Source organism: uncultured Bacteroides sp., assembly GCF_910578895.1.
GTDB lineage: Bacteria > Bacteroidota > Bacteroidia > Bacteroidales > Bacteroidaceae > Bacteroides.
This window is the reverse complement of sequence record NZ_CAJTSC010000025.1, coordinates 20,529-46,186: the sequence shown is the minus strand read 5'-3', so window position 1 is coordinate 46,186 and position 25,658 is coordinate 20,529. Positions and strand designations below refer to the sequence as shown.

Annotated in this window: 19 protein-coding genes; 14 read left to right on the top strand and 5 right to left on the bottom strand. The window is 43.7% G+C overall.

The genetic code is table 11. The features are described from left to right. Window positions 1-179: 179 nt before the first annotated feature. The 4 genes from mutY to QZ327_RS08165 all read left to right on the top strand — a co-directional run bounded on the left by mutY (window position 180) and on the right by QZ327_RS08165 (window position 3,755). A complete protein-coding gene (gene mutY / locus QZ327_RS08180; protein WP_294618587.1) occupies window positions 180-1,220 on the top strand; it encodes an A/G-specific adenine glycosylase in 1,041 nt (346 codons plus the stop codon). A 72-nt stretch (window positions 1,221-1,292) separates the two neighbouring features. Continuing rightward, window positions 1,293-1,751 (top strand): single-stranded DNA-binding protein, encoded by a 459-nt coding sequence (locus QZ327_RS08175; RefSeq protein WP_294618586.1) that lies wholly within the window; start codon window positions 1,293-1,295, stop codon window positions 1,749-1,751. A gap of 22 nt (window positions 1,752-1,773) precedes the next feature. Then, on the top strand, window positions 1,774-3,126 hold the full coding sequence (gene gldE, locus QZ327_RS08170; protein WP_294618585.1) for a gliding motility-associated protein GldE: 1,353 nt from the start codon (window positions 1,774-1,776) through the stop codon (window positions 3,124-3,126). Beyond that, window positions 3,126-3,755, top strand: coding sequence for a 4'-phosphopantetheinyl transferase superfamily protein (locus tag QZ327_RS08165; RefSeq protein ID WP_294618584.1), 630 nt, complete (start codon window positions 3,126-3,128; stop codon window positions 3,753-3,755). Before gldE ends, QZ327_RS08165 begins: the two co-directional genes overlap by 1 nt. A 29-nt stretch (window positions 3,756-3,784) precedes the next feature. Here the strand turns inward: QZ327_RS08165 and QZ327_RS08160 are convergent, their stop codons facing one another. Beyond that, window positions 3,785-5,593: an ATP-binding protein gene (locus tag QZ327_RS08160; RefSeq protein WP_294618583.1), complete on the bottom strand. Its 1,809-nt coding sequence runs from the start codon at window positions 5,591-5,593 to the stop codon at window positions 3,785-3,787. Next, window positions 5,568-6,257, bottom strand: coding sequence for a response regulator transcription factor (locus QZ327_RS08155; protein ID WP_294618582.1), 690 nt, complete (start codon window positions 6,255-6,257; stop codon window positions 5,568-5,570). The genes QZ327_RS08160 and QZ327_RS08155 overlap by 26 nt, the downstream gene beginning before the upstream one ends. A gap of 373 nt (window positions 6,258-6,630) precedes the next feature. On the opposite strand from QZ327_RS08155, the gene QZ327_RS08150 reads away from it, so the two are divergent. The 10 genes from QZ327_RS08150 (at window position 6,631) to QZ327_RS08105 (ending at window position 22,313) form a co-directional block, all read left to right on the top strand. Further along, window positions 6,631-7,833 (top strand): hypothetical protein, encoded by a 1,203-nt coding sequence (locus QZ327_RS08150; protein ID WP_294618581.1) that lies wholly within the window; start codon window positions 6,631-6,633, stop codon window positions 7,831-7,833. Between the two features lie 421 nt (window positions 7,834-8,254). Continuing rightward, on the top strand, window positions 8,255-11,509 hold the full coding sequence (locus QZ327_RS08145; RefSeq protein WP_294618580.1) for a SusC/RagA family TonB-linked outer membrane protein: 3,255 nt from the start codon (window positions 8,255-8,257) through the stop codon (window positions 11,507-11,509). Window positions 11,510-11,530: 21 nt separating this feature from the next. Continuing rightward, entirely contained in the window at window positions 11,531-13,525 is a 1,995-nt protein-coding gene (locus QZ327_RS08140; RefSeq protein ID WP_294618579.1) for a SusD/RagB family nutrient-binding outer membrane lipoprotein, read from the top strand. Between the two features lie 148 nt (window positions 13,526-13,673). Continuing rightward, on the top strand, window positions 13,674-14,486 hold the full coding sequence (locus QZ327_RS08135; RefSeq protein ID WP_294618578.1) for a DUF3805 domain-containing protein: 813 nt from the start codon (window positions 13,674-13,676) through the stop codon (window positions 14,484-14,486). A 68-nt stretch (window positions 14,487-14,554) separates the two neighbouring features. Further along, window positions 14,555-16,444: an ABC-F family ATP-binding cassette domain-containing protein gene (locus QZ327_RS08130; protein ID WP_294618577.1), complete on the top strand. Its 1,890-nt coding sequence runs from the start codon at window positions 14,555-14,557 to the stop codon at window positions 16,442-16,444. A 69-nt stretch (window positions 16,445-16,513) separates the two neighbouring features. Continuing rightward, entirely contained in the window at window positions 16,514-17,365 is an 852-nt protein-coding gene (locus QZ327_RS08125) for a histidinol-phosphatase (protein WP_294618576.1), read from the top strand. 859 nt (window positions 17,366-18,224) lie between these two features. Next, a complete protein-coding gene (locus QZ327_RS08120) occupies window positions 18,225-18,581 on the top strand; it encodes a hypothetical protein (protein ID WP_294618575.1) in 357 nt (118 codons plus the stop codon). A gap of 138 nt (window positions 18,582-18,719) precedes the next feature. Next, window positions 18,720-19,805, top strand: a complete 1,086-nt coding sequence (locus QZ327_RS08115) for a BF3164 family lipoprotein (protein ID WP_294618574.1) — start codon at window positions 18,720-18,722, stop codon at window positions 19,803-19,805. Window positions 19,806-19,809: 4 nt separating this feature from the next. Continuing rightward, on the top strand, window positions 19,810-20,670 hold the full coding sequence (locus QZ327_RS08110; RefSeq protein ID WP_294618573.1) for a DUF1573 domain-containing protein: 861 nt from the start codon (window positions 19,810-19,812) through the stop codon (window positions 20,668-20,670). Between the two features lie 11 nt (window positions 20,671-20,681). Next, complete coding sequence (locus QZ327_RS08105) at window positions 20,682-22,313, top strand: O-antigen ligase family protein (RefSeq protein ID WP_294618572.1); 1,632 nt, start codon at window positions 20,682-20,684, stop codon at window positions 22,311-22,313. A 183-nt stretch (window positions 22,314-22,496) separates the two neighbouring features. On the opposite strand, the gene QZ327_RS08100 is transcribed toward QZ327_RS08105, so the two are convergent. The 3 genes from QZ327_RS08100 to QZ327_RS08090 all read right to left on the bottom strand — a co-directional run bounded on the left by QZ327_RS08100 (window position 22,497) and on the right by QZ327_RS08090 (window position 25,603). Beyond that, window positions 22,497-22,967 carry a thioredoxin domain-containing protein gene (locus tag QZ327_RS08100; RefSeq protein ID WP_294618571.1) on the bottom strand — a complete coding sequence of 157 codons (471 nt, stop codon included), beginning with the start codon at window positions 22,965-22,967 and terminating at the stop codon, window positions 22,497-22,499. Window positions 22,968-22,975: 8 nt separating this feature from the next. Further along, window positions 22,976-23,272: a thioredoxin gene (gene trxA, locus QZ327_RS08095; RefSeq protein ID WP_294618570.1), complete on the bottom strand. Its 297-nt coding sequence runs from the start codon at window positions 23,270-23,272 to the stop codon at window positions 22,976-22,978. 168 nt (window positions 23,273-23,440) lie between these two features. Continuing rightward, entirely contained in the window at window positions 23,441-25,603 is a 2,163-nt protein-coding gene (locus QZ327_RS08090; protein ID WP_294618569.1) for a S46 family peptidase, read from the bottom strand. Window positions 25,604-25,658 lie beyond the last annotated feature (55 nt).

Below are 25,658 nucleotides of genomic sequence, written 5' to 3'. Positions count from 1 at the left end.
TTGTTATACTTATATCTTAATTTTTTGGACTGCAAATATATAGCTTTTCTGCGGCTCTGAAAAATATATTTCGGACATTTTTTGAAAAAAGTCTAAGCATTAAACTTTCTTAGAGTGAAAAACCGTATTTTTGTTCTTTTGAAAAAAGAAGTCTCTCCTTTGGGACTATAAAGTTATATATGAATAGATTTACTGGGATTTTACTGGATTGGTACGCGGACAATAAACGCGATTTGCCGTGGCGGGATAGTGCCGACCCTTACCGGATATGGATTTCCGAGATTATTTTGCAACAGACAAGGGTGGCGCAGGGATACGAATACTTTCTTCGTTTCATCCGTCGTTTTCCTGATGTGGAGACTTTGGCATCGGCTTCGGAAGAAGAGGTCTTGAAGTATTGGCAAGGATTGGGATATTACTCGCGTGCGCGAAATCTGCATGCGGCTGCCAGGAGCATGAACGGCAAGTTTCCGGAAAGCTATCGGGAAGTGCGTGCTTTGAAAGGAGTAGGAGACTATACGGCAGCCGCTATCTGTTCCATAGCCTATAATATGCCATACGCAGTGGTGGACGGAAATGTATATCGCGTGCTTTCCCGTTATTGCGGCATCGATATCCCTATCGACTCTACGGAGGGGAAGAAGGTTTTTGCCGCTTTGGCGGATGAAATGCTTGATAAATCCCGTCCTGCCGCCTATAACCAAGCCATCATGGATTTTGGAGCTATCCAGTGTACGCCGCAGTCTCCGGACTGTAGGGTTTGTCCTTTGGCGGATAGTTGTACCGCTCTCTCCAGGGGGCAGGTGATGCAACTTCCGGTGAAGCGGCATAAGACAAAGACATCCAACCGTTATTTTAATTATATATATGTACGCATGGGCGCGTGTACTCTTATACATAAGCGGACGGGCGATGATATCTGGAAGAATCTGTTTGAATTGCCGTTGGTTGAAACAGACCGGGATTTGCCGGAAGAGGAGTTTCTTGCATCGGCTTCTTTCTGTTCGCATATAGCGGAAGGAGAGACACCGCAAGTGCGTCCGGTACTTCGGAATGTGAAACACGTTTTGTCTCACCGGGTGATTTATGCCAACTTTTATGAAGTTGTTTTGCCTGAGGAGTCACGTTCGTTTCCGGGATATCAGCGCATCAGGATAGAAGATATGGAACAGTATCCGGTATCCCGTCTGGTACATGCGTTCTTGGAGAAATATATATAAAAGTTGACTGTATTCTTGCATGATGTTGTTATTCTCGTTAATTTTGGCAACGAATTTTAAAAGAGGAAACCTATGTCGGTAAATAAAGTGATATTGTTGGGAAATGTAGGCAGAGATCCTGAAGTGAGGTATCTTGATACGGGTGTAGCTGTCGCCACGTTCCCTTTGGCTACTTCAGACCGTGCCTATACATTGGCAAATGGGACACAGGTTCCCGAGCGTACGGAGTGGCATAATCTTGTCCTTTGGCGCGGACTGGCGGAAACGGCTGAAAAATACGTGCATAAAGGAGATAAACTTTATGTGGAGGGCAAAATACGGACTCGTTCGTATGACGACCAGACCGGTGCAAAACGCTATGTGACGGAAATCTTTGTCGATAATATGGAAATGCTTTCCGCAAGAAATGCGGCATCGGGTGCCGCTCCGCAAGCCGGTGTGCCAGGACAAGCGGGCGCCGCTTCTGCACAGACGGTACAATCGCAGGCAACCCCTGCACAAAATAATCCGACGGACGACTTGCCGTTCTAATTGTTTAACTAAAACCAAAGCTTTGGACCCAGACGCTTTTTTATGCCAATTGGCAGATATTTTTAACGGTATAACCGTACATGCTCCTTCTATTTCGGCTGTTATAGCCATTGTATTGGCAGGTGTGCTCTTGCTTGCATCCGGTTTTGCTTCGGCTTCCGAAATAGCATTCTTCTCACTTTCGCCCTCCGACTTGAGTTCTGTCGCAGAGGGAAAACATTCTTCTGACGAGAAAATCAGAAATCTGCTGGACGACACGGAACGTTTGCTGGCTACGATATTGATTACGAACAATTTTGTGAACGTGACGATTATCATGCTCTGCAACTTCTTTTTTATGAATGTATTCCGGTTCCATTCGGTCATTGCGGAGTTTCTGATTCTGACGGTTGTCCTGACTTTCCTGCTGTTGCTTTTCGGTGAAATCATGCCGAAGATTTATTCGGCGCAGAAAACATTGGCTTTTTGTCGTTTTGCCGCTCCGGGCATCATGGCATGCCGCTCCATATTCTATCCGTTGTCATCGATGTTGGTACGTTCCACATCATTCCTCAACAAGCATTTTGTGCGCAAGAATCATAACATTTCGGTAGACGAGCTTTCGCATGCTTTGGAATTGACGGATAAAGCCGAACTTTCGGAGGAGAACAATATTTTGGAAGGCATTATCCGCTTTGGCGGTGAAACGGTCAAGGAAGTGATGACATCGCGTCTGGATGTGGTCGACCTTGAGATACGCACCTCTTTCAAGGACGTGGTGAAGTGCATTGTCGAGAATGTCTATTCCCGCATTCCTGTCTATGCGGAGACGCGCGACAACATCAAGGGAGTGCTCTACATCAAGGACCTGCTTCCTCATTTGAACAAGGGGGATAACTTCCGTTGGCAGTCGCTCATCCGGCCTGCATACTTTGTTCCGGAAACCAAGATGATTGATGATTTGCTTCGCGACTTCCAGGCAAACAAAATCCATATTGCCATTGTAGTGGATGAGTTCGGGGGGACATCGGGAATTGTCACGATGGAAGATATCATCGAAGAGATTGTGGGCGAGATACGCGATGAATACGATGACGAAGAGCGTACGTACGCCATACTCAATGACCATACGTGGGTGTTTGAGGCAAAAACACAGTTGACCGACTTCTATAAGATTACCAAGATAGACGAAGACACTTTTGACGAAGTGGCAGGTGATGCCGATACTTTGGCTGGACTTTTGCTCGAATTGAAAGGGGAGTTTCCGGTGCTTCACGAGAAAGTGGCTTACGGTTGTTATGAATTTGAGGTGCTTGAAATGGACAACCGTCGTATCTTGAAAGTGAAATTCATTGTCAACGAGCCGCTTCAAGAAACTGCCGAAGCGGAGAAATAATGCCTGTTTTTAAACAATACGCCGAAGGTTCCTGCAAGTGGGGTATCTGGAAAACAAGTGAAACCCTGGAAGAACTGCTTGCCATGCTTCCCCATCGGGAAAAACATGAGGCGTGCATCCGGAACTTTACGGCTGCTTCCCGTAAATCGGAGTGGCTGGCGGTTCGCGTATTGCTATATGCGATGCTCGGTGAGGAGAAGGAGATAAGTTATCGTCCTAACGGAAAACCTTACCTAGCGGACGGTTCTTTTTCAATCAGCATCTCGCATACCAAAGGTTATGTAGCTGTTCTGTTAGGCAGTCCCGGGCAGGAAGTCGGCATTGATATCGAATATTACAGCGAGCGGGTAAGGAAAGTGGCCCATAAATTCATGCGTGAGGATGAAAAGGTTTCTTTGTTCAGGAATACGGAAACCTGGTCGCTGTTGCTTCATTGGTCTGCAAAGGAGACGATGTTCAAGTGCATGGGTGCTGCCGATGTAGACTTCCGTGAGCACCTGCATGTATTGCCGTTTGCGGTCGGGGAGCAAGGGACGTTTTCTGCCGCCGAATACCGTACGGCGGAGAGGCGGAACTTTCGGATTCGCTACTGTTTGTTTCCCGATTTCGTTCTGACACTAAGCCTGTAGCCCGGCCTTTCCAAAACGGATGGGGGAAGTCAGTTCTCTTTTCCTAATGTAAAAACAAACTCCAGTCCGCCGCCTTGGTTGTTTTTGGCGGAGATTGTGCCGCCGTGAATGATGACGGCGTTTTTTACGATGGCAAGCCCCAAGCCCGTACCGCCCAATTTTCGTGAGCGACCTTTGTCCACGCGGTAAAACCGCTCGAACAGGCGGTTCAGATGTTCCGGCGGAACGCCTGTGCCTGTATCCGCAAAACTGAAATAATAGAACTGCCCGTCTTGCCGGAAACAGTTGATGTGGATGCGGATATCCGTTCCGGCGTATGCTATGGCATTGTCCATGAGATTGCGGAAGATGGAGTAGAGCAACGAGTGGTTGCCCCTTATCAATATGCCGGGGGGCAGGCTGTTGGCTACCGTGATGCGCTTCTCTTCCAGCTCCAACGACACTTCGCCGACTATGTTGCCGACAAGCATGCCGATGTCCACCTGCTCCATTTCCATCATGTTGGCTGCTTCATCCATGCGTGTCAGTACGGAGATATCACGTAGCAGGCGGCTCAGCCGGTTGCTTTGCGCGTAACACCGTTCGAGAAAGGCATACATTTTCTCGTGGGGGACGTTCCTGTTGCTTACTATGGTCTCCAGATAGCCTTGAATGCTGCTTACGGGGGTTTTCAGCTCGTGTGCGATGTTCTGTGTCAGCTGCCGTTTCAGGCGCACTCGTTCTTCTTCCAGAGTGATGTCGTTGATGGATATTTCGAAGGACAAGTCCTGGAAGATGATACACTCCACAATGAATATACGTCCGTTTTTACTGATGTTGACGGAGAGACGCTTCTCTTTCTCTTCTTTGTCGGCAGGATGTTTTTGTACCTTGCCGATAAAGTCGGTGATTTCCCGGAACTCGCAAACGGAGAATATCTCTTCGGTGGTTTGCAGGTTGGAGTCGGAAATTAAATTGCCATATTGCGTAAAGAGGTTGTTGACCAGGATTTCTTTTTTGTCTTTAGTAAATACCCCCAGTCCTTCGCGCGAGGTCTGCAAGTGGGTGATAAGCTTCTCGCGTTCGATATACAACGCTTCTTTGGTCTTTCGCAAGCGTTTATATATCTGTATGATATGCTGGGATATTTCGCCAAGCTCATTGTGCGGGAAGGCGGATTGCATATCGGCTTCCACCGGTTCGTTCCTGTCGGCGCGTTTGGCAAACTCGCGCAGGTGGTTGATTGCCGTGCCCAATCTGGAGGTGAACTTATGGAAAATGAATATCAGCAGTGAAGTGACGATGATTGTGAACCAAAGGTAGTGCGGGTCGGCGGCCAGGCTGTTTATCAGGTCGACGTCATAAGGCAATGCCGAGCGGATGATATAATCGGGATAGAGGGTTGCCGAGTAGAAATAAGGTATGCCTGTGGTCTCGGAAGTACGCCTTACGGCATATCCTTTCCCGTTCTTTAATGCTTTTTGGACTTCCCGGCGGTTTATGTGGTTGTTGAATGTTTCTCGGGAGGTTTCACGGCAATTGTCATAAAGGATGTCTCCTTGCAGGTTTACGACAGTGACACGGATGTCACGGTGCGAACCCGTGCCCTTGGCGGTATACCGGTTTAAGGCGGAGGTCCACAGGCTGTCCGGCATGCTTTTCAGTTCCTGCCGCAGGCGTTCGTTGTAGTCCTGAAGCTGTGTGTCGAGCAGTTCCGCCTTGTACTCTTTTTCCCGTTGATACTGATAGGCGATGAAACAGGCGGCGAATGCAAGAAACAGCGAGATTACCGAAAGGAACAGCTTCCGGCTGAATGACAGGAATTGCCTGTCGTCATTCGGCATCGAAGCAATAACCATATCCTAAACGGGTTACGATGGATTTGCCGTATATTCCTATTTTTTTACGCAGGCGGGTGATGTTTACGTCTATGGTACGGTCCAGCACGTATACTTCGTCACTCCAGATGCGGCTTAGTATGTCTTCGCGGGAAAACACACGTCCTTTGTTTTGCAGCAACAGGCACAATATTTCGAACTCTTTTTTGGTGAGGAGTATCTCTTCTCCATCTATGCTTACTTTCTTTTTGGTGATGTCGAGCAGCAATGTCCGGTGGATGATTTGCCCCGGTTCCTGTCCGGTTCCCGCTTGCCGCGTGCGGCGCAGTACGGCTTTCACGCGTGCGGATACCTCCCGCAGTGAAAACGGTTTGGAGATATAGTCGTCCGCTCCTAAATTGAATCCGGTCACCATGTCGTTTTCGGTGTCTTTGGCGGTAATGAATATGATGGGTATCCGGGCGGTTTCCCTTTCTTTCTTCAATATGCTTGCCATCTTGAATCCGGAGATTTCTCCCATCATCACATCCAGCAACAATAAGTCGTAAGCGGAGATATCCATGTTCAAGGCTTCTTCCGCAGAGTTGGCGGTGTCTACTTGGTAGCCTTCGTTTTCAAGGTTGAATTTCAAGATTTCGCATAAATCTTCCTCGTCGTCTACTACTAAAATCCGATATTCGTTCATTGTACTTTTTTATTGTCGTAACGTAATAAAAGCCGGTTTGAATTTTCCTCAAAAAGTTTTTCTTCAGTTTCTTTTGGCCTCTTTCCGGTCTGTTTTCCTCTTTTTTATTCGTCACATAGCCCGCTATGTTCCTTATAAAAACAGAAAAACATCCTTGAGAAGAACTGTCAAAATAATGCTGAACAAAATTAAACAGGCTCTAAGAGACATGCAGCATTTCTTTATTACAAAGTTAAACTTTATTTTTCTTCTTCGACAAAGTTGCGGCGTTTTTGTTACGATAGAATGAAACGGGTGTTACATTATTATTACAAAATTCCGGTTTCCCCCGATTAAGTATTATCTTTGTGTTGTTTTTAAGGCGGATGGCTGTATGAAAGAATTAAGAAATAGAGCGAAGTGGGGGCAGGTCAAATGGCGTGTGCCGTTCGTGGTGGCTGCGTTGGCTGTTGCAGTCGCCGGTTCGGTTTGGCTGAACGTGGCTCCTTTCCGTTCCGGGTTTGAGATAACGGATGTATTGGGTGGGAATATTTTTCCTTCCGGCATCCTGTCTGTCGCAACGACAGACGCCCAGGTGATTGTGCCTGCCGATTCTATGTTTGTAGGAAATCCCAAATCTTGCATCGGAGTGAAAATCCGTTCGACGAAGGTTTATAGCCGGGTACGGATAGAGGTTGCCGAGACTCCTTTCTTTGCCCGTTCGGTTTCGGAGTTTGTGTTGGCAAAGCCGCATGCCGAGTATACAATCTATCCCGATATTATCTGGAACTACGAGGCTTTGAAGAATAATAATCAGGCGGAACCGGTGAGCGTTGCCGTTACGGTGGAGATGAATGGGAAAGAGCTTGGGCAACGGGTACGTACTTTTTCGGTGCGTAGCATCAATGAATGCCTGTTGGGATACATTACGGAAGGTACGAAATTTCATGATACCGGAATATTCTTTGCGGCTTATGTGAATGAAGAGAATCCTATGATAGACCGGTTGCTGCGCGAGGCATTGAATACTCGTATCGTGAACCGCTTTTTGGGTTATCAAGGCAGCCCTGAGGCTGTCGACAATCAGGTCTACGCCTTGTGGAATGTTTTGCAGAAACGTAAATTCCGGTATAGCTCCGTTTCCAATACGAGTTTGTCCAGCAATGTCGTCTTTTCCCAGCGTGTCCGTACGTTTGATGATGCGTTGGAATCTTCTCAGATCAATTGTGTGGACGGAAGTGTCCTGTTCGCTTCCTTGCTTCGTGCCATTAATATCGAGCCGATACTGGTACGTACGCCCGGACACATGTTTGTGGGATATTACACCGATGCAAATCATGAGGATATGAAGTTTCTTGAGACTACTATGATCGGTGATGTCGATTTGGACGATTTCTTTCCTGACGAACAACTGGATTCTACCATGGTAGGAAAAACACAGAATCAGATGTCTCGCATAACTTTTGATAAGTCTAAAGAGTATGCCGGCAGGAAATATAAGGAGAATGAAGAAGGCATTCATTCGGGTAGGGTGAATTACATGTTTTTGGAAATATCCAAAGATGTAAGAAGGCGGATACAGCCGATAGGGAAATAGGGAAAATGGAATTTTTGGATAAGGTTATATAGTTCTTCGGGAACTTTTTCTATACAACAGATTGTATCTTGTTTCCAGAAACATGCCATATACTATCTGTCATTCTTTGTTATGCTCTAAATAATAATTGAAATAACAGATAGAAATCGGATAATTAATCATTAGTACTGATTTTTTCTATAATAAACCTCTATTTTCTGAAAAATCCATAAACAATCTATTATATAGTGATAGGGACGCATGGCGTATCTACAATCTATTTGATAAGGAATAATAAGGATTGTTATTTTATATTTGGTTATATTGCAAAATTACAAAAACAATTATATCAACGTTTATTTAATATATTTTAAATTAACCTCTCTTTGATTTGCTGAATTAATTTATAAATTTGCAAACAAATCCAAATAAAATAGAGCTTATGAAAAGAAATTATTGCTTATCATTAGTGTTGCTTGCATTGTTTGGGATGTCTACGCCATATTCAGCCATCGCCGCTGATAATGTGCTAAGTTCCCGAAGTACTCAGCAAGCTAAAACAATCACAGGTAAAGTTGTAGATGCAACAGGTGAACCGATTATTGGAGCCAGTGTATTGGTGCAAGGCTCCGGTACAGGTGCTGTTACGGATATTAACGGAAAATTTTCAGTAGAAGCTCCAGCGGGTAGCACATTGGTAGTATCTTTTATCGGATATAGGACGGAAACTTTGAAAGTGACGAATGTTTCGGCTTATACAATCGTTTTGCAAGATGATTCTCAAGCGTTGGACGAAGTGGTGGTTACTGCAATGGGTATCAAAAAAGAACGTAAAGCCTTGGGATATTCCATGTCCGAGGTAAAATCGGAAGAATTATTGAAGAACAAAAATACAAATGTCATTAATTCGTTGGCAGGCAAAGTGCCCGGTGTAAATATTACCCAAAGTAGTGGTGCGGCGGGTGCCGGTTCGAGTATCGTAATTCGTGGTGGTAATTCAACATCTGAAGGACGTGAAAATCAACCTTTGTTTGTTGTCGATGGCATTATTTATGATAACTCCACTTCTGTATTGGGCAACAGTGGGACAGATGGCATGACACGTAGTGCGACGACTTATTCAAACCGTGTAATGGATATCAACCCGGAAGATGTTGAAACCATGTCTGTTTTGAAAGGTGCAGCCGCTGCCGCCCTGTATGGATCCAGGGCTGCCGACGGTGTGGTAATCATTACCACCAAAAAAGGTAGTGAGGGTGCTGTTAAGATAGATGTATCCAGCAAGTTGACTACTTCATGGGCAACTAAATTGCCGGAAGCGCAAACAGTTTTTGGACGTGGCTATTACACCAATAACGGAGTATTGGATGATTTAACCTACAATTCGTGGGGTGAGAAAATTGCTGCCGGAACTCCGGTCTATGACAATATCGGAGACTTTTTTAGAAATGGGGTAGTGTGGGACAACAGTGTTAGCGTATCGGGTGGTTCCAAGAATGGTTCGTTCTTCTTGTCAATGTCCAACTACGACCAGCAAGGTATTATCAATAAAACCGGCTATAACAAAACTACAGTCCGATTTAACGGAGAACAGAGGTACGGACGATTGACGGTTGGAGCCAATGTTTCCTACTCTATAGCGGATACGGATAAGACCCTTACGTCTGCCGGTTTGTGGGACAGTGATAGTAATGGTACTATGACAGCCCTTTACAGCTGGCCGCAGACAGAGAACATGTCTAAGTATTTGAATGAAGATGGTACTAAATACCGTCTGTTCGAAGGACGGTTGGACTTGGCGAGCGATCGGGAAAATCCTTATTGGATTATCAACAAGAACAAACTGACGGATCAGACAAAACGGTTTACCGGAGCATTGAACGCATCGTTTGATATTGCCGACTGGTGGAGTATATCCGCCCGGGTGGGGTATGACCAATATACCACGGATGCATATACTTACATTGCTCCGGAAGCTGTGACTAAAGAAATGTATCAGAATGGCCGTTTGAGTAAGAGCGATTATACTTATAACTATATCTCTACCAATGTGATGAGTAATTTCAACAAGAAGATAGGCGACTTTGATTTTAACTTATTGGTTGGTACAATGACTGAAAGTATAAAAAACACCAATCAAACACATTGGGGATATAACTTTATTACAGCCGGTACTGTCAGCTTCAACAATATTGCGACCGAAAATAAATTCTTTACAGACCGTACTTCCAAGCATCGCATGGTAGGGGTATATGGTGAGTTTCGTGCCGCTTATAAGAACATTGCTTATTTGACGGTGACCGGACGTAACGATTGGGATTCTACATTGCCTGTTTCCGACCGTTCTTATTTCTATCCTTCGGTTAGCGGTTCGTTTGTTTTCACAGAATTGTTGCCTGCGAATAATGTGTTGAGTTTTGGTAAGGTTCGTGCCAGTTGGGCACAAGTAGGAAAGGCGGCAAGTCCTTATGTGACAATGACTTATTTGCGTAGTCCTTATACTTATGGCAAATTTAATATGGTAGGTAATGATTGGCAACAAGGAAATGGGTATTTGAAACCGGAAATTCAAAGAGCATGGGAAGTAGGTGCGGAACTGCGTTTCTTGAACGGGCGTTTGGGATTGGATTATACTTACTATCATAGTTCTACAAAAAATCAGATTGCTTCTCCTCGTTTGTCGAATGCCAACGGATATATTTTCTCATCCATTAATTCGGGTTCTGTAATTAATGAAGGTATGGAGATTGCCCTTACGGGAAAAATTATTGATAAGAAGGACATAAGTTGGGAAGCGACAATCAATACTTCTTATAATCGTGGGAAATTGGGTGATTTCCTTCCGGGAGTAGGCATGTTCTATCCTACCGATGCCCAGTTTGGAAATGTAAAAGCGGCTTCTATCCCTAATGGCGGCAATTTCTTAGGATTGGTAGGTTATCGGTACGCTTATGCAGTGACAGGCGAAGCTGTGAAAAACGAGGCAGGTGTTATCACGTCTGATACACGTGTAGAACATATTGGGGGGACGCGTGAGATAGACCCCAAGACGGGACTTTACAAAGTTTACAACTCATCCAGTGAGATTGTTGGTAACCGTGAACCGAAACTGATAGGTGGTTTTAGCAACACAATCCGTTTTAAAGATTTGACTTTATCTTTCCTGCTTGATTTCCGTATCGGAGGTGATGTATTTAACGGGACAGAATATTATATGGTTTCTAATGGTTTGAGTAAGAGAACATTGTTGAACGACCGTAAGTCTGTGACTTTGGTGGGTGCGATAAATGAAGGTACTGCCGAAAAACCGAATTTTGTAGATAAGACCATTACCTACGAGGCTGGCAAGACCTATAACATCAATGGTGTGGATTATTCGGGAGAAGCCATGATACAGAATTATTGGGACAACTATCGTTCAAATTCGGCTAATTTCATTCAGTCGGTCAATTGGTTGAAATTGCGCTCTGTTTCTTTGAGCTATGATTTCAGCAGGCTGATTAAACGCCAGAATGTCATTAAGCGTTTGATTGCTACGGCAACCGGCACTAACTTGCTGACATGGACCAACTATAAAGGAATGGATCCGGAAGTTTCCACAGCAGGTGGTACCGGTGGTTCCGGTGCTACCGGCATTGACTATTGCAGTGTTCCTTCTACAGCCGGTTTTTCTTTTGGTGTGAATTTGACTTTCTAAATTAATCTAAAGAATATGTATATGAAAAGAAATATGAAATATATAGCGTTGGGATGTATATTTGCCTTGGGCTTGACCTCCTGCGAAGATTGGCTGGATGTGAATGTGGATGAAGATTCCCCAAACAATCAGAGTGCTTTGGTTTCGAACCGTTTGCCTTGGATACAGAAATTCTATATGTATGGAGCTGGTACTACAAACATGCGTACTGCTTGTCAGGCAGGTGTCTATTATAGCAATAATGGAAACAATAACGCATTGGCTGTTACTTGGAACTGCCAGGCAGGTACGACAACCACTCCTTATCAAAGTTTCTTTGTCACTACAGCTTCCAATCTGATTGACACTTATAACAAAGCAGAGCGTGAAGGGGCGTATCACTATATGGCAGCCGCTAATATATTGCATGCTATGGGATTTATGGAAATGCTGGATTTGTATGGAGAAATTCCTTATACCCAGGCGTTGGGTGCATCGCCCAGTCCGGGATATGATGATGGAAAAGTCATTTTCAATGGATGTATTGCGAAATTGGATGAGGCAATCGAATTGTTGGGCAAAGAACAGGAAGCTACTGCTACCAGATTGTCTGAAGGAGATATGTGGAATGGGGGAGACGCACAGAAATGGTTGAAAATGGCTTATGGCTTGAAAGCGCGTTATTTGTTGAAACTCTCCAAGAAAGCCGATTTGTTTGATGCGGATGCCATACTTGAGTGTTTGGCGAAAGCTCCCCAATCAAATGCGGACAATACGGTTTCGCCATGTTACAATAGTCCGAATGATGTTACGGACTATATGATGGGCGACCCCATTATGACAAACTCTAATTGGGACTGTGCTGCTTATGGCAGTAATCAGCGTTTTTCCAAGTACTATTGCGATTTGCTGACCGATATGCGCGGAGCTGGAGTGACCGACCCCCGTATGACGAAGATTGTTCCTGCCGCTATGTGCAACATGCAACTGGATGCCAGCGGAAAAGTGAAATCTTATGAATGGTTACGTTCGGCCGGAGTAGACTGTCTGGATAAGGCAGAACGATTGAAGGACGGAGGAGAACTTTCCATCCAATTGGTGAACTTTGCGACCGTAGATAAAAAAATCACTTATGAAATCAAAGACAATGATAAACGGAATGCATTCATTGCCGGATTGGCAGGTAAGCATGTATATAGTGTGGAAGGTGAAAAAGTAACGGTCACTTATGCCAAAGGCTCTTCGTATGTTGATGCGACAAATTATATGTATGCCGGTGATACGATTTATGTGAACTTGCGTAGCAATGCCTGCCTGACGGGCAATGGTAGTGTGGGCGAAATGAATTTGTATTGGCACTTTTATAATAATGCTGATGGCATAAATGCCGGAGCGGTCGGTTCAACAGGGTCTTTCCAAATTCGTCCGGTTTCAGACTTTGAACTATTGACTTATCATGAGATGTGTTTTATAAAGGCGGAAGTTTATATGCGCAAGGGTGATAAGGACAAGGCTTTGGCTGCATATAAAGACGGTATCAAGGCACATATCGATATGATGCAGGCTAAGTTGACGGAATGGAAAGGCGCAGGTTACGAAAATCCGGATATGTGGCCGATGGATGAAAACGAAATCAGTGCTTACATGGCAAGTGGGGCGGTTTGTCAGAATTCTGCCGATTTGACGATGGCGGATGTTATGTTGCAGAAATATTTGGCAATGGGCTGTAGCATTGAAAACTGGAATGATATGCGCCGCTTCAACTACAGTGCGGGAAATGTCGGAGACTTCGGGGTTGTTTATCCTGGGTACAAACGTAGTCCGTTGTTTGCCGGTCAGTCGGCTATTACAGGTTCTTCTCCTTCCGATCCTACTTATTGGATGCGTCGTTGGAGATTGCCGGCAACATTGGAGCTGCAATATAATGCGGAGAATGCTTTGGCTGCAAACTCCAAGGCTTTTGATACTGACGTTTGGTGTTATCCTATCTGGTGGGATTGTGCTACGGATGATGAATACTATGGATATATCAAGTAATAACTACTGAAGACTCTTATCGTCTTCATTCATAGATGATGATTGGAACAGCCGGTTCGTGAGAATCGGCTGTTTTTATTGGGATTGTTTGCATATCAACAGCGGTAGTGCTATTTTTGCAAGAAAGAAGTCATTTAGTCAATGAAGTATGAAACAAGGTAAGAAATTTATCTCTCCGGGAGCATGGTTCTCTATGGTTTATCCGGCAGATTGGAACGAATTTGAAGACGGGGAAGGCTCTTTCCTGTTTTATAATCCTAATGAGTGGACCGGTAATTTCCGTATATCGGCATATAAGGGAGGCGCAACGTATGGCAAGGAAGCCGTGAAGCAGGAACTGAAGGACAATCCTTCGGCGATGCTTGCGAAAATAGGCTGTTCGGACTGCGCATACAGTATGGAGATGTTCGAGGAAGAAGGGACATACTACACTTCCCATCTATGGATAACAGGCATAGGCGATGTGGCTTTTGAGTGCTCGTTTACGGTGCGCAAGGGAGAACCGGTGGCGGAAGCCGAAGAGATTATCGCTTCATTGGAAGTGCGCAGGACCAATCAGAAATATCCGGCAGAGATAATCCCGGTGCGCCTTTCCGAAATCTACCAGATAAACGAAGCGTACGAGTGGGTGAGTGCCACTGTAAAAGAGCAGTTGAAAAAAGACTTTCAGGGGCAGGAAGAAGATATAGCCAATATGCAACAGGTGATAGACAGTGGCAGCATAGGTGCCAAGAAGAAAGAAGCATGGTTGTCGCTGGGCATTGCGCTTTGCGTTATTCTGGCTAATGAAGTAGACGGCATGGAATGGCACACGCTCATTGACGGTAACCGTGAAGCGCCTGTCCTGATGAGTGTTGCGAGCGATGCCATGATAGACCCGATGAAACTGGTATGGAGCAAGGTGAAGGCCGGAGAGACCTGTAATCTTGCGGAGATTTACCGGAATTTGCTTTCAGAATAAGCCTGAACCCAGTATCCATTGCCGTCCGTACGGCAATTCTCAATTTTTAATTCTCAATCTAATAAGTTTTGGCAGCAGTAAATTCAATCCTTCAAGTGGAAAACCTGACCAAGTCGTTTGGCGATTTGGTGTTATTCGAGAATATATCCTTCGGCCTGTCCGAGGGGCAGCGTGTAGGACTTATTGCCAAGAATGGCAGCGGCAAGTCCACATTGCTTAACATCCTTTCCGGGAAAGAAGGTTACGATGACGGTACAATCTCTTTCAGGCGCGATATAAGGGTGGGATATTTGGAACAAGACCCTCAATATCCGGAAGAACTGACCGTATTGGAAGCCTGTTTTCATCATGGCAACAGCACTGTGGAACTGATTAAAGAGTACGAACGGTGCATGGAGACGGAAGGACATCCCGGGCTGGACGAAATTCTGGTACGCATGGACCATGAGAAAGCTTGGGAGTACGAGCAGAAAGCCAAACAAATCCTGTCGCAACTCAAAATACGTGATTTCAACCAGTTGGTGAAGTCGTTGTCCGGCGGGCAACTGAAACGCGTGGCGCTTGCCAATACGCTTATCACCGAGCCCGACCTACTGATATTGGACGAACCTACCAACCACTTGGACCTTGACATGACCGAGTGGTTGGAAGATTACCTGCGCCGCACCAACCTTACTCTGCTGATGGTGACGCACGACCGATATTTTCTCGACCGTGTCTGCTCGGAGATTATCGAAATAGACAATCGCCGGATATACCACTATAAGGGCAATTACAGCTATTATCTGGAGAAGCGCGAAGAGCGTATCGAAGCCAAGACCGTAGAGATAGAACGTGCCAATAACCTTTATCGCACGGAGTTGGAATGGATGCGCCGCATGCCGCAAGCCAGAGGTCATAAGGCGCGCTATCGGGAAGACGCCTTTTACGAATTGGAGAAGGTGGCAAAGCAGCGTTTCAACAACGACAACGTGAAGCTGGATGTAAAGGCATCCTACATCGGCAGCAAGATATTCGAGGCGGACCACCTTTATAAATCTTTCGGAGACTTGAAGATACTGGATGATTTCTCGTACATCTTTGCCCGTTATGAGAAGATGGGTATCGTAGGAAACAACGGTACGGGGAAGTCTACCTTCATCAAGATACTGATGGGGCAGGAGCAGGCGGACAACGGTACGCTGGACATCGGTGAAACCGTCCGTTTCGGCTACTATTCGCAAGACGGTCTGCAGTTCGATGAGCAGATGAAAGTCATTGACGTGGTGCAGGACATCGCGGAAGTGATAGAGCTGGGCAACGGCAAGCGGCTGACTGCATCGCAATTCCTGCAACATTTCCTCTTTACGCCCGAAACGCAGCACAGCTATGTTTACAAGTTGAGTGGTGGCGAGCGTCGCCGTCTCTACCTCTGCACGGTGCTGATGCGCAATCCGAACTTCCTGGTACTGGACGAGCCTACCAATGACCTTGACATCGTGACGCTGAACGTGCTGGAAGAGTATCTGCAAAATTTTAAGGGATGCGTGATTGTAGTGAGCCACGACCGCTACTTTATGGATAAGGTAGTAGACCACCTGTTGGTATTTAACGGTCAGGGAGACATTCGTGATTTCCCCGGCAATTATACCCAATATCGCGACTGGAAGGATGTGAAAGCCGCTCAAGAGAAAGAAAAGGAGCGGGAAGCGACAAAAGTTCAGGAAGAGAAAACAGCGAAAGTCCGCTTGAATGAAAAGCGCCGTATGTCCTTCAAGGAGAAACGCGAATTTGAACAGCTCGAACAGGATATTGCGGCATTGGAAGCCGAGAAGCAATCTATCGAAGAGGCGCTGTGCAGCGGTGCGCTGTCTGTAGAGGAACTGACGGCGAAGTCGAAACGCCTGCCGGAGCTGACAGACCTGATTGACGAGAAGACCATGCGCTGGCTGGAACTGAGCGAAATAGAGGCGAACTAAGATATCGTTTCGGGCTTTATCAACAAATTATGAGGCTCGGGAGTAAGCGGATAACTAATATATAAGAGAATGAACAGGAGTGGAAATCTGACGAACTATCATAGTCACAGCCTGTATTGTGACGGACGTGCCGGTATGGAAGATTTTGTGCGGTTTGCCTTGAGCGAAGGATTTACTTCGTATGGCTTTTCATCCCATGCCCCGGTGCCTTTTTCTACGGCATGGGCGATGGAGTGGGATCGTATGGACGATTATTTGGCGGAGTTTCATCGGATGAAGGAGAAGTATGCCGGAAAGATAGAGCTTTATCTCGGTCTGGAAATAGATTATCTGAATGAAGAGAGCAATCCCTCCATTGACCGTTTTCGGGAACTTCCGTTGGATTATCGTATCGGTTCCGTACATATGCTATATAATGAAAGGTCGGAGGTAGTGGATGTGGACGTTTCCGCCGATACGTTCAGGCAAATTGTGGATGAACAGTTTGGCGGTGACCTGGAACGGGTGGTATATCTGTACTACGGACGGTTGAGACGCATGTTGGAGTTGGGCGGTTTCGACATCGTAGGGCATGCGGACAAGATGCACTATAATGCCGCCTGCTATCGTCCCGGCCTGCTCGATGAACCGTGGTATGACGCGCTTGTCCGGGAGTATTTCGAGGATATTGCCGCACGTGGCTATCAGGTGGAAATCAACACCAAATCCTATCACGATTTGGGTACGTTCTATCCCAACGAACGCTATTTCCCGTTATTACGCAATTTGGGCATCCGTGTCCAGGTGAATAGCGATGCCCACTATCCGGAGCGGATTAACAGCGGTCGTCCCGAAGCTTTGCGTGCATTGAAGCAGGCGGGGTATGAGACGGTGATGGAACTGTATGGCGGTGTGTGGAGGGAAGTGCCGATAGGCTTATAGCGATAAAAGGTTGATTGTATAAAATTGTTGGTCTTTATTCTCGTAACATCTTGGAGTACGGCTTGTGGCTTATGTCCATAAGCCTTTTTATTTATCTTGAACAGTACAAACCATCCATATACAACTTACGATTGTCTATACATTCTTAAATATTCTGATGAGGTTATTATATTTATATGTTTGGCATAAAATTGATAGACATTGAGATATATCTGTAATGGCATTATCAATGATGTGGCTATCTTTGTTAAAATTAAAACTGAAAATCTATATTATGAATGTATTGGAGATTTTTTTGAATATCTATTCGAAGATATTGTCATCATTGGTAGGTGTACCTGTTGGAGATTTTTTTTATTGGAAGTTATTATTTCTCAAAACAGAAATGCGCCTTGGTATTGCGTGGAAAGGAAATTCATTGTACTCATCAAGATTGTTTGTTACTAATCGCTTTCATGGAGTCTGAAGATAGATTCCTTTCTTATGAGGAGATTGTGAAAACTTGTTCATGGCTTTCAGAGGTTTGTGGATTGAATGAGCGGCATAGAACAGCTGTTTCCCAATTAAGAAAATTATTTGTAGATTCTACTGTAGAAATAAAATCTGTAAGAAACAGAGGAGGGTATCAATTGACTGTTGTACAAAGGAGAAAAAATGGTTTACGCTTTTCTCACGCTTTTCTCACGCTTTTCTCACGCTTTTCTCACGTTTTTCTCACGATTTATATGAGAAGATTTTCTTTATGTATTCTTACTTTTATGCGGTGATTATTATATCTTGAATTACAATATACTGGAATAGAACATTGATTGTGATACTCAAATTTCTATATAATGTTTAATATTAAATTTTACCGTTAATGAGAAAAATGTTTTTTGTAATTGTTACATCTTCTGTAATAGCAATAGTTTTTGCTATTTACAATAAGATGAATGAAGCTGATCGGTTGTCTGAATTGTCGTTGATGAATTTAGATGCGTTAGCAGGTATTGAATATGAAGATCCTTGTATTGAGTGGGTTACTAAAGTATGCTATGAAAAGTTCACTAATGAAAATGATCCAAATGTTTATTATGCAACTTGTTCAGGCTCTTCAACGGTTGTAGGTGGTATGTTGGAGTGTGGTGCTGTTACAGGTCGTAAGCCGATGTATCCTTTTTCGGGAAAGAAGTGTTTAGAGTGTGTTCGTACTGCCGGTGGAGATGAAGTTGGGTAAGAATAGTTCTATTTCTGTAAATTATAGTCGCATTGTCAGTAGGGGAGTTAGTAGTATTCTTTTTCCTTTACTGACTTTGGTGGCTGAATTTCTATAAATTAGGACAGTTATTTATTGTGAAACCGAAAATATAGTAAAATGCAAAACCGAAAAAATGTAATATTGGTGGCTTTTGTTGTGTTGTTTTTATGTATTTCTTGTAATAAGCAACAGAAAAGCACCATGCGGAGTGTGACAGAATTTGTTAATATTGATTCGTTACAGGTTGTTGAGCTAGACGGAGTAAACGTTGATTTTAATTTGCTTTGTCCATTAGATATACAATGTGTAGATACTATGTTGCTGTTTTTTGAGGATTATGAAGGTGCAATGATAAAAGCTTATGGACTGCAAAGTAAACGCTTTTTAGGAAGTTTCTTGCGTAAAGGTGGAGGACCAAATGAGGTAGCTTTGTGTTCAGGATTCAGGCAGACTCTCAGCCACGTTGATTCTCCAAAAATTATTATACAATCCTATCCTCAATATTTGGCTATATTGGATTTGTATAAAAGTTTGCAAGAAGAACATACGGTTTACGAACACAAATATAGTTTCAGGGATAATCAGCGTAATGCGGTTTTTATAGCTTCGGATGCGGTTTATTATATTGATAAAAATACATTGTTGTTAACTAAGAATCCGGAACGAAGTGGAAAGTCGGATGATTACAATGTTTATTTTGAACTATATGATTATAGGAATAATCATGTTATAAACAGTTTCTATGCTACCAATCTTCCTTTTATCCCTAATGCAGCTCTGCTGTATAGAGGGGCGCAATGTATAAGTGCTGATTATAAAAAAGTTGTGATATTTATGTACTATATGCCGATGTTCTCTATAACGGATATTGACACTGGAACATCCCGGCAGATTTATCCATTCGGTAAAAAGAATAACTTGCAAGCATATATTGATGAACCAGGGGAGTTTTATAAGGATGTGTATTGCACAAGCCATCGTATTGTGGCTTTGTATAAAGATGGAGTTCAATTGGGTGATAAGGGGGCTTCCCCTTCCTATTTTCATGTTTTTGATTGGAATGGAAATTTGCTGCATAAAATAAAGGTAAAGGATGATATTAAGTGTTTTTCCTTAGATGAGAAAAGCGGAATGGTTTATGCTGCAATGATGAACGATGAAGAGGTAAAGCAATATGATATGAAACGATATATAATAGAATAGTTTTATGAAGTATATTGTGTATTCATTTTTAGTATTGTTTTTGTATTCATGTGCTGGTCAAAATAAAGAAAAAATAGCACTGATATTGGGCGAATGGCAAGGTAAAGAAATCGTTTTTCAAAGAAATCCTATATTTATCCAAGGGAATGATACTGTTGATTATTTGAAACAAACGAAATATAAAATGTTGATTTATACAGATTCAATAGGCTGTGTCGGTTGTAAATTACGTTTGGGGGATTGGAGAAGATTTATGGCATATATTGGAACGATTACTGATGAGCAAATTCAGTTTTTATTTTTCTTTTCTCATCTTAGTGTTGCATCAGTAAACAATGTATTGAAAGATTATGAATTTAAAATTCCGGTATGTGTTGATGTAAAAGATAGCATAGGAATATTAAATGATTTTCCAAAAGATTTGCGATACCAAACTTTCTTATTGGATGATAAAAATAGGGTATTAATTGTTGGTAATCCAATATATAATCCTCAAATAGGCTACTTGATTTCCGATGTTTTAAAAGGTCAAGGTTTGAAAGTTAGACAATCTAAAAAGCAAACATCAGTACGCTTAGGTTCTGATATATTGAATTTTGGAAAGTTTATGTATCGGGAAACAAAGAAGAAACAGTTTATAATTCAAAACGTAGGAGATGTTCCTTTGATTGTCAATGATATTATAACATCGTGTGATTGTATCTCTATAGAATGTGATAACAGTTCTGTATCTCCAGGCGAAGATTTTGTTTTAAATATTTCATATCAACCGAAAAGAAGTGGATATTTTGAGGAAACAGTAACTGTGTATTGTAATTCAGCATCATCTCCTCTTATAATAAAAGTAAAGGGTAAATGTATGTAAACTTGTGCTGTATGAAGATCCTAGAAGTAAGAAGTAGAATATATTTAGCTTGTGGTTTACTTTTGATTGGAGTATTGGGAGTGTTAAGTTCTGTTTGTGCATATACTGCAGATATTCCTGCGGGGGAAATGTCCTTTCAATATTTATGGGCGGGAAAAACCAATGGGCTATTTGCGATTTGTGGAATAGTTTCAGTTATAATATATCCTAAGGCTCATCTTTATCTACAGCAATTTGTAACGTGGAGTTTGATCTTATGGGGGTGTATAGAAGTATTTTGGGGATTAGGGCAATTATTGGGTTTTCTTTCTTCTAATCACTATTTGTTTTCAATTACAGGTTCTTTTTATAATCCGGGACCTTATAGTGGATATTTGGCAATGATTTTTCCAATAGTATTATATGAATTTCTGTGTGTAAGTGATGTGGTAAAAAACAAAAGTACAAGTGTTGTATATTATTTACTTTGTGTAATAATGTCGCTATTGATTTGTATGTTATTAATAGGGATGAGCCGTGCTTCATGGTTTGCTGTGTTAATTTCTTGTTTTTTTGTGTGTAGTATACATTATTCTTATTTTAATAGTTTAAGAGAAAAATGGTATTTATATTGCAAAAGGATGATTGTGTGTGTAATTTGTATTTTTATTATTCTTTCAATATGTTGTTTGGGTGTTTATTATTTAAAAAAGGATTCTGCTGACGGTCGGTTGTTTATATGGAAAATAACATCTTTGGCAATCAGTAAAAGACCTTCAGGATATGGAGAAGATAGCTTTTTAAAGATTTATGGTGAGACACAAGAAGGATATTTTAAAAGTGGAAATTACTCAAAGAAAGAAGAGCTTGTAGCCGGAAGTCCACAATATGCTTTTAATGAGTATTTGAGAATCGCTTTAGAGTATGGTATATTTGTGTTAATTATCTGTTTGTTAGTGTTGTTCTATTTCTTATCAGAAGGATTGAAAAGAAAATATGTTGGACTATGCGGAGCAATTTTATCTTTAATGGCTTTCTCGCTATTTTCTTATCCGTTGTCATATCCGTCTATTGTAGTAACAGCTATTGTATTATTATTAACTTGTGTGAGTGAAAAATCTTCTATTGTGTTTATTGTTTTTTGCTTATTTATAGGGGGAATAGGCATTTGTTGGGATAATGAAGATACTTATATGTCAGATAAAAAATGGTATAGATATAGAAAACTTGGTAAATTATGTGGTGATGAATTTGTGATACCAGAATATGATAAATTGTATTTAAAATTAAAAAAATCTGGTACTTTTTTGTTTGAGTACGGAAAATGTTTAAGCCGATTGGGGAACTATGATAAATCTAATGAAATCTTGAAAGAGGCTGAAAAATATAATTGTGACCCGATGATTTTGAATATCATTGGAAAAAATTATCAGAAACAAGCAAATTATGTGAAAGCAGAGGAGTATTTTATTCGTGCCGTATATCGTTTACCTAATAGAATTTACCCTTATTATTTGTTGGCAAAATTGTATGCGGAACCAGCTTTTTATTCTCCAGAGAAATATGCTAATATGAAAAAGATTGTGTTGACAAAGAGGCCTAAGGTATATTCAATTGCAATACAAGAAATGCGTGATGATTTAAATAAAAATTATTTTCAATAAGGGCAGGGTATGAGACGGTGATGGAACTGTATGGCGGTGTGTGGAGGGAAGTGCCGATAGATAACCTTTAAAAGAGAAATAATGAGGGTGCGTCGAAACTCTCCTATTAACCAAATCACCCCTGTCACAGATATCTATGGCAGGGGTGATTTGTGTATTTGAGGTGTTTTGGACACCTTTATATTACTTCTTCAGCAAGAACTCGTCAATAGCCTTCTTATAGGTTGCCTTATCGGCAGCTCCGCGGAACAGTTGCGGTTCGCCCTGCATCGGGATGAAGACAAACAGCGGGATGCTGGTGGCATTGAACAAGGCAGCCAGCTCTTTCTCCTTATCCACATTGACTTTGTATATCACGATTTGTCCGGCATATTCTTTTGCCAGTTCTTTCATGATGGGGGCCGTCATCCGGCAAGGTCCGCACCAATCGGCGTACAGGTCGATGATGGCAGGTTTGCTGCCTTTGTACTTCCATTCTTTGGATTTCTCGTAGTCGAATATGTCCTTGATGAACATATCTTTGTTCATTACGATGACGGTACCGTCTTGGGCAGTCTCTTGCGTGTCCGCTTGTTTTTGTTTGGCTCCATCGGTGCAAGCATACGTCAGCATGCTTGAGAGGATGAGAGCCGCCATAGCTACAATTTTCTTCATTTTCTTCATTATGAATTTTGTTCGATAATGGTTTTCAGCTCCTTGCCGCTGATTACGCCCGAATGGTGCCATACCGCTTCGCCCTTTCTGAACAGGATGAACGTAGGAACCATCTGTATACGATAGCTTGCAGCCAGTTCTTCGTGCTGGTCTACATCGATTTTTGCGATACGTGCCTTATCGCCGATTTCGCTTTTCAATGTCTCCAGTACGGGGTGCATGGCTTTGCAAGGTCCGCACCAAGTTGCAAAAAAGTCCACTAAAACAGGTTTGTCCGATTGTATTAATTCTTCAAATTTTTCCATAATCTTTTTACGTATTGATGATTAATGATTGTATTCTGCATCGCCGTTAGCTTCGCTTCCTCCTCTTCCGGTAACTGCACTGAGACATGGATGAAAGATATATGCGGCAAAACTAATGACGATATAATTATGTAACAGATAAGTGGAAAAAAAGTTCGTTGCCAATTCCTACTCTTTAATCGTCAGCTCTTTGATGATGTGCGAAGCACCGGCATACTTGTCTATGATGAACAATGTATAGCGGATATCCACACAAGCCGCACGCTGCGAAGAGGGGCGGAAGGCGATGTCGCCCGTCAGACCCTCATAGTTGCGGTCGAATCCCGTGCCTATCAGTTCGCCTTTGGCATTGAAGACCGGACTTCCGGAATTACCGCCCGTATTGTCCGTGTTCACAATGAAGCAGACGGGCATTTCTCCGTTGGGCATGGCATACCGCCCGAAGTCTTTAGCCTGATACAACTGTTTCAGTTTGGCGGGAACCACAAATTCCCAGTTGTCGGGATTTTCCTTCTCCATAGCTCCTTTCAGAGTGGTGTAATACCCGTATTCCACACCGTCGGCAGGCTGATACGGCAATACGCGTCCGTAGGTCAGGCGCAGGGTGGAGTTGGCATCGGGATAGATGGGTGTGCCGGCTGCCTGCTTCATGTCCATCATGCCCTTTACCCATATTTTGTGGGCGGCGTTATAGTTGCGGTTGGCATCCATCATGGCGATGGAGGTCTGCAACAGGCCATCGGTGATGGAATACTTGAACAGCGTCATCCAATCGCTGCCGATTCTATACAGGTTGGGTTTACGGATGAACTTGGCAAAATTCTCCTTATTGCCGAAGATGGAATGCTCGAAGCAGGCATCAATAAACGCGCTGCTGTCTCCCTTGAAGCGTTTGTCGATAACTTTGAAGATACCGATGCGTTGTTCGGCAGGGATATACTCCATGTAGGTCTGCAACATCTTTTTTCCTACAATCCGCTCCACTTCGGGGAAGGGGACCGAGGCGAAATATGCATCGGCGGCTGTCTGCAGGCTGTCGGCTGCGGCTTTTATCCGGGCTTTGTCCTTGCTTTTCAAGGCGGATACAAGGGAGGTGGTGTTTGGAATCTTCATGAAATCGAGTCCCATCACCAATGCTTCATAAATTGCCTGCTGATGGTAGAGGGCGTTGCGGCGATGCTTCACAATGCTGCGTATCTGGTCGAAAGCCTTTTGAAAGGAGCTGTCGTTCAGCGCGCGGCCGCGTGCAAGGAGTTGTTCTTGCTGCGCACGCTTCGTATCCAGCACTTTCAGGCGTACAAGACCTTCGTTCATGCCGATGGCGTTCTTCCAGTAGTTGGCGGATGAGGCATATTTGCTGGCGTAGTGGATGCGCACGGCATCGTCTTTCAGCATTTGTTCCATGAGCGCTTTCTGGCGCACATCGCGTACGTGATGGCGCATGAAGTTGGTGGTCTGCATGCGTTCTTCCACTTCATCGGAAATCATATAGCGCCAGTTGCGTCCGGGAAATCCCATGACAAACGTGAAGTCTCCCTCGCGATAGCCGGCAAGGCTGATGGTGAGGTGTTTCTTTACCCGCAGGGGCACGTTGTCGGGACTATATGCCGCCGGCTGCCCATCCTTATCGGCATAGATGCGGAATAAGGAGAAGTCGCCCGTGTGGCGCGGCCACATCCAGTTGTCCGTATCGGCACCGAACTTGCCGATGGAAGAGGGGGGAGCACCCACCATGCGGATGTCGCTATAGGTGGTCTTGAGAAACAGGTAGTATTTGTTTCCACCGTAGAATGCCTTCAGTTCCGCCTTACGGCCGGCTGCCAGTGTGGTGCCTTGTTCGGAAAGGAAACGGTCGGCTATCATGGCAAGATATTTCGGCGACAGATAATTCGTGCCGTTAGGGTCGGCATCTATCTGTAATTGGGCGTTGACGTAGTCCGTCACGTCCATTATTTCGTCAATGTAGGTAACGGTAAGTCCTTTGCAGGGCAGCTCCTCGTTGCGCGACATTGCCCAAAAACCATCGGTCAGGTAGTCATGTTCCACACTGCTGTGTTGCTGGATGGCTCCGTAGCCGCAATGGTGGTTGGTCAGCACCAATCCTTCTGCCGAGATGACCTCGCCCGTGCAACCGCCGCCGAAATGCACTACCGCATCTTTCAGGGCTATGCCGCCGGGATTGTAGATTTCTTCGGCAGGAATAAGCAGCCCCAGTTCTGTCATGGCTACCTCGTTCTGCCGTTTGAGGTCGGTCAACATCCACATTCCTTCATCGGCGTATGCCGAAAGAATGCCGGATGTAAATAATAATGATAATATGATTCGTTTCATGTGAATATACGTTAGAAAGTGTTTTGAAAGGGGGAGTATTCAGTATACGACTGAA